The 6,000-nt window shown below is 58.3% G+C and carries 5 protein-coding genes; 3 read left to right on the forward strand and 2 right to left on the reverse strand.

The genetic code is table 11. The features are described from left to right. The first annotated feature begins 403 nt into the window (after positions 1 to 403). Together AWB80_RS30955 and AWB80_RS30960 are read left to right on the forward strand one after the other, a co-directional pair. Positions 404 to 1,612 carry a ParA family protein gene (locus tag AWB80_RS30955; protein WP_061178505.1) on the forward strand — a complete coding sequence of 403 codons (1,209 nt, stop codon included), beginning with the start codon at positions 404 to 406 and terminating at the stop codon, positions 1,610 to 1,612. Then, entirely contained in the window at positions 1,609 to 2,580 is a 972-nt protein-coding gene (locus AWB80_RS30960) for a ParB/RepB/Spo0J family partition protein (RefSeq protein ID WP_061178515.1), read from the forward strand. Before AWB80_RS30955 ends, AWB80_RS30960 begins: the two co-directional genes overlap by 4 nt. Positions 2,581 to 4,030: 1,450 nt before the next feature. Here AWB80_RS30960 and AWB80_RS30965 read toward each other — a convergent pair. Together AWB80_RS30965 and AWB80_RS30970 are read right to left on the reverse strand one after the other, a co-directional pair. Then, positions 4,031 to 4,339, reverse strand: a complete 309-nt coding sequence (locus AWB80_RS30965) for a DUF4148 domain-containing protein (RefSeq protein WP_061178506.1) — start codon at positions 4,337 to 4,339, stop codon at positions 4,031 to 4,033. Positions 4,340 to 4,451: 112 nt separating this feature from the next. Next, entirely contained in the window at positions 4,452 to 5,345 is an 894-nt protein-coding gene (locus AWB80_RS30970; protein WP_061178507.1) for an NAD-dependent epimerase/dehydratase family protein, read from the reverse strand. A gap of 199 nt (positions 5,346 to 5,544) precedes the next feature. Between AWB80_RS30970 and AWB80_RS30975 the strand changes: the two genes are divergently transcribed. Next, positions 5,545 to 6,000: ABC transporter permease (locus AWB80_RS30975; protein WP_143328166.1), on the forward strand; the 456-nt coding region annotated here is incomplete at its 3' end.

Consider the following 6,000-nt stretch of genomic DNA (forward strand, 5'->3'; position numbering starts at 1 on the left):
AGGCGAGCTTGAATCGCGCTGTTCCGAACTCACGACCAGCGTCGTTTGGTGAGGTGAATTGTGATCGCGTCGGACTAACGCTACATATTCGCGCCTTGAAGCATCCTGACGGTGAGGTTTTTTGTGTTGCGCCAGAATTGGGGCGCATGCTGCACTGCACACCTCGAGCACCGGATTCGCCCATGCTTGCGTCGAAACAACTCAAAGCGCACCGCGCAAGCCTCAGATAAATAAGCGGTTTTCCGCCGTTCACCCTCAATACGCAAATTTTGGTTGGATAGCCATGGCTTTCCGTCGCGCCCGCGCGTATTCTACGGTTCGGCACTGAGTTTAACCAAAACCGTAGAAAGAGCGGCGAGCGTGGAGAAAACGCCTCACCGTCGACATTACAGGAAGCATCAGAATGAATTTGAGCGAACTGCCAGGGATTAATCGAAGGGTGAAACTCTCCAATCTGGGAGAGTTCGCCGAACGTTTGTCGGTGATGACAAATGAACTTCGCGATCAAATCCTCGCACCCAGACCGCGGAAGACCGCGCCCCTCTTTACGATAGGCGAACTATCGGAGATGTGCGGGATCGACCGTCAGAAAATCAACTATCTGGCGACCAAGGAAGGCAGCGAGTTGCCGCCGGGCGAAACGCACGGCACCGGTCGCGCGCGCATATTTTCCTTGAAGGATGCCCGTGCCTGGGTGCAACAGGTATCCGATATCTATCAGACACCGCTCGTCACCGGTACGCGTGAGCACCGGGGACGCGTCTTGATCACGGCAAACTTCAAGGGCGGCTCGTGCAAGACGACGACATCGATGTGTATCGGTCAGGGGTTGAGTCTGCGTGGCCGAAAGGTTCTCATGATCGATCTCGATCCACAAGCATCACTGTCGGAACTATGTGGTTTGTACGCGGAGAAGGATGTGACCTGGGAGGACACTGTCCTGCCGTTCATTTACGATCCGGAAATTGAAGGAGGCCTTTCTTCCAAGGTGCAGACTACGTACTGGGACGGACTCGACGTTATCCCGGCACACAACTATCTGCACGATGCCGAATTTCATCTTCCTACCGCACAAAAGACCCACGCCAATTTCGAGTTCTGGTCCGTACTGCGCAAGGGTATCGAGCCGCTGCGCGCGCAGTATGACTACATCATTCTCGATACCGCGCCGTCGCTCTCTTATATGACGCTCAACGGGCTGATGGCTGCCGACTCAATGGTGATGCCGCTCGTGCCCGAGAGCCTCGACTTCATTTCTTCGGTGTCGTTCTGGTCGCTGTTCGCGGAAGTGGCGAATGGTTTCGTCGAGCACGAGGTCGACAAGACGTACGACTTCATTTCGGTCCTGCTCTCCAGAGTGGATTACGGGACGACGTCGTCAGCGCCGGTCGTGCGCTCCTGGTCGCAACGCGCTTACGGTGACTGGTTGCACACGACCGAAATCCCGGCCAGCTCCGTAATGAGCAACGGCGCGTTGGCTTTCTCGACAGTATTCGACTTGTCACGCGCGGAAACGGTGGCGAAAACTTTGGCGCGAGTAAAGCAGCCGATGGTGGATTACTGCAAATGGATCGATGACCAGTATGTCGCCCAATGGAGGGCCGGACAATGAGCAGCCTTCGTGACCGCATGATGAGCAAGACCGCCGAAGTTCGTGCGGCAAAGGACATCCAGATCGATCCGCAACAGGAAAAGTCCGCCAGTCCGCGCACCGCGCCAGGGATGGCGGCCGCATTGGCGGCTGCACAGCAGCGCATCGTGCATCTCGAGAAGGCAGGTTCCTCGTCGGAAGCGTCGGTTTCGGAGATCGTTCCGAATCCCTGGCAGCCTCGGCAGGTTTTCAACGACGCGAAGCTTGCGCAACTCGCAGAATCGATTCGCGAGGCGGGACTGGTTCAGCCTATCGTTGTGCGCCGCGTGGGGACGGGATACCAGATCGTGGCGGGCGAGCGGCGTTGGCGCGCGCACAAGATGATCGGGAAAGATTCGATCAAGGTTTTAGTGGTCGAACTCTCTGACGAAGAGATGGCGATGCTGGCGCTAGTGGAAAACGTAGCGCGGGAAGATTTGTGCGACTACGAGATTTCGCGCTCGATTCGGCGGACTGAAAAGGAATTCCCGAATCGGAAGCGCATGGCCGAGGCTTTGGGGATCTCGCGGTCGGAGCTTTATCGATATTTGTCGTTCGGAGAGTTGCCCGAGTTTGTCGTTCAGGATCTGGATGTACAACCGCGTTTGCTAGGTGCGACGGCCGCGGAGGGCGTGGTGTCGGTTTTGCGTGGAAGGGATGGCGCGGCGCGCGAGATCGCCAAGGGCGTCTGGGCGAAAGTCGTAGCCGGCGATCTGGATCAGTCGAAATTGGGGAAGGCGATCAAGCAGGCTTTGGATGTTGCCGGCAAGCCCGTCGCGAGCGTGAGCGATCGAAGCATCGACAAGATTTTCGCGGATGGATCTCAAGCCGGGTCGATCACGAAGGATTCGGCGGGGCTCACCGTGAAAATCAAGGCGGGCGTGTTGACGGCGGAAAACGAAAGACGGATTCGAGAGTTGGTTGCGCAGTTGTTTGCGGACAATGGTTGACGCTCGACTTGCGCATCGGGCAAGTTAGATGCGTGACTGAGTCCCGGTGAAGTGTCCCGACTTGGGACACGACGCCGTCGGAAAGAGAGCAAAGGCCGGTTCGACAAATGGATTGTAGAGTGTCCCGACTTGGGACACTTGGTGTGCAACAAAGGTGAGGCGGATTCAATGCAGGTGTAGGAAGATGCTCGGCGCCTGCCATTAAAAAATGATCGTTCTACGCGAGCGCCTTTACGATAACCGGCAAGGGTCGGCACGCGACCCGTCCTCACCGAATAAGTGAAAGTGTCCCGACTTGGGACACCATTTCCGGGCAGGAATTTCATAGTCAGCCCGATCCGCGGGACCTCCTCTGTGGAAATGGCGCGTCGGTTCCCCACGCCAAAGCCGAAATACCTAAACATCTGCTTGTTCTGATATATGGCGCCGGGCTGCGTGAGATAACACGAGCTGACCAAACGCACACGGTCACGATGCAAATGTTGTCCCCTCTGCGAAGCCCGCGCCTGGAAACGAGCCCGCTTGCATCTCGATCCGCGCCGATCTGGGAACTAGTCATTTCGCGACGGCTTCGCTCCTTTGTCCTCAACTGGGACGTTCCTCCTAGCACTATGGTTTGATCTTTAAGACGTGATAACGCAAGAGCCCGAAACTCGTCGGATGGCGCGCTACGGCAGGGTTGCTTTTCCCGTGGCAAGGCGCGCTCGAAAGTAGCGTGATTACGAGCTGCGCAAAGGAAGATGGCTTCCCGCTGGAATCGCGCAGATGACAAGCGTCGACAGGATCAGTACGAAGCGTCGGTCTTAGCGTTGTCCAGCCCACCCTTATCGCACGCCCGGAACCTGGAAGACTCGCAGAATCAATGGATAACGGGGTGGCTCTAAATTGCGCGGCGGCCGGTGCTGGCACCTCGCGCCATCGAGGGAGCCACGCAAGACCATGCGCGCTACGCCTCAAGTAACAGCGGTCCGATATCCTGCCGTGAAACAATCAGTGCAAAAGTCGTGGCAGGCTCAAACCCGCCAGCACCAAGGCTCCCAGACGCTTGACGCCCGAATCTCGAACGAATGTTTCACGGCAAATCGGCACGTCGCACTGAACAAGGTCCGATCTACCGCTTAAAATGCCCGCAAGGACGTCGGATCGAACCTCCGTAACAAGCCGAACGCCTTCTGTAGCATTCGATACGATTCCCTGACTTACGCGTGCGCGGCCACGCGCGAAGCTTCAAGTTACGTCGAAGACGTATCGCCCGCTAAGCGAATTTCGTGCGAACGTATGAATGAACGCGCGTCGCGCATAACGATCGCGGAACATAAAAGGGCGCGGCGAATGGCGCAATTGCAATCGCAATTCGCACTCCACCAGCAGCACCGACCGAGCGAACATCGCCTGGTCGCAGCACACAATAAATAAGGATTCCGTATTAATCGACGTACCCTCGCACGCGTCAATCAGACCCCGCCACGCGACATTCCGACTGATACCACCGATCGACCTGACGCTGCGCCGCCTGGAGATCATCCGGATAGTACGGGTCATAGAACCTCGACGGGTCATACCCGGCTGCCCTCAGCGCTGCCAATTCACTCCGATTGCGCTCGGGTGTGGGCGGAGCGTTGCTCCTCAGCGCGGTGAGGTCGCGGCATTGCGTCTCGCTCAAATGCCTACCGTTCGCCGACATGCCGCCTGTCGCGCAACCGGCGAGCGAGATCATTAACGCGGACCAGATCGGCCAGATTTTCCGTGAGTTCTTCATATATGTCTCTCGTTCGCCAGCCCGGCAACGAGCGCAGCGGGCGCTGCGCTCCGAAGACACCATTTTCCACCGTGCCGACGAGAGAGACCAACCTGCAAAAAACGCGCACGCTTTACTTCGCGACCTGTTCGCGCCACCGGTAAGCCTGCCGCCATCCGAGCAGACGTTTGAGCTTCTCGTTGCTCAGCAGCGTTTCGAACTCGCCCAGTTGCTTCTTCACCGGCACGCCAGGATAGAACCGCTCGACCAGCGTCGCCGTCGGTTGATCGGACGATACATCGTCGGCAGCGACGTTCATCACCTGAAAGCCCAAACCATCCTTCTCGATCGCAAGCCGGCACGCCGTCGCCAGATCGCGACCGTCGATGTAGCTCCACGCGATGCGCTTCCTCAGCGCTGGATCCTTAAGCCAGACCGGAAACTTCTGATAATCGACCGGATCGAGCACGTTGCCGATGCGAAAGCAGTAAATATCCGCACCCGTACGCGCGTGAAACGCCTTGGCCGTCACCTCGTTGATGACTTTCGATGTTGCGTAACTGTCCATCGGATCGACGGGATAATCCTCGTCGAGCGGAAAATACTGCGGGTCGCGATGCCGGTGCGCGAACACGACGCCGTACGTCGTTTCGCTCGACGCCAGGATCACCTTTCTGATGCCGAGCTTCGACGCCGCATCGAGGATGTTGTACGTGCCCATCACGTTGATGCGGAAAACCTCGTTATCCGTCGTGACGAGAATGCGCGGAATCGCCGCGAAATGCACGATGGCGTCGATCGGCTTCGGCTCGATGTCGTCGTCGAATTCCCTGGCCGTGGTGCTCGACGCGAGCGCGTCGAACACCTGACCCGCATCGGTGATGTCGGTGATGAGCGTGCGGGCGGTGGCTTTGGCCATCGGCACGCGGTCGACATTGAGCACCTCATAGCCGTGCGCGACCAGATCCTCGACGACCCATTTCCCGGCCAGTCCGCTGCCGCCGGTCACAATCACTCGCTTCGTCATGCTGTGGCTCCTTTTGATGTAGTCCGCTTCAGACGTAAACCATCCTAGGGCCGTTCGCCGCGCGAAATCTGTGACGCGCGTCATAGCCACGCGTGTGTATCGATTCGGGTTCACCCCGATGCCCGACTATGACGCGCGTCACAGATTTCGCCGCGCGTGCGCTCATAAGATCGATGCCATCCTGAACAGGAGGACATCGGTGAGCGCAATTTCGTCGAAGAAGGAACCCGCGCAGCACGCCCGCGTCGCGGACGTCTTACGCGCGTGTCTGCGCATCCGCGAACTGAACGTGCTGTCGGTGTTGTTGCTCGTCGGCTTGCTCATCAGCCTGTTCTCGCCGTACTTCCTCACCACCAATAACCTGATGGGCGTGTTCCGCTCGTTCTCGCTCGTCGCGCTGATGTCGATCGGCATGATGCTCGTCATCATCACGGGCGGAATCGATCTGTCGGTCGGGTCGGTGATGGGCCTGTCGTCGCTGACTACCGCGCTCGCGTTTCAGCACGGCTTCGGCGCGTTCGCCGCGGTGTTGTGCGGGCTCTCGGTCGGGCTCGTCGTCGGCGCGTTCAATGGCGTCATGATTACGTGGATCCAGTTGCCGCCTTTCATCGCGACGCTGGGCACGCTCTCCATCGGGCGTGGGCTCATGTACATC

It is taken from the genome of Caballeronia pedi, from assembly GCF_001544915.2.
Classification (GTDB): domain Bacteria; phylum Pseudomonadota; class Gammaproteobacteria; order Burkholderiales; family Burkholderiaceae; genus Caballeronia; species Caballeronia pedi.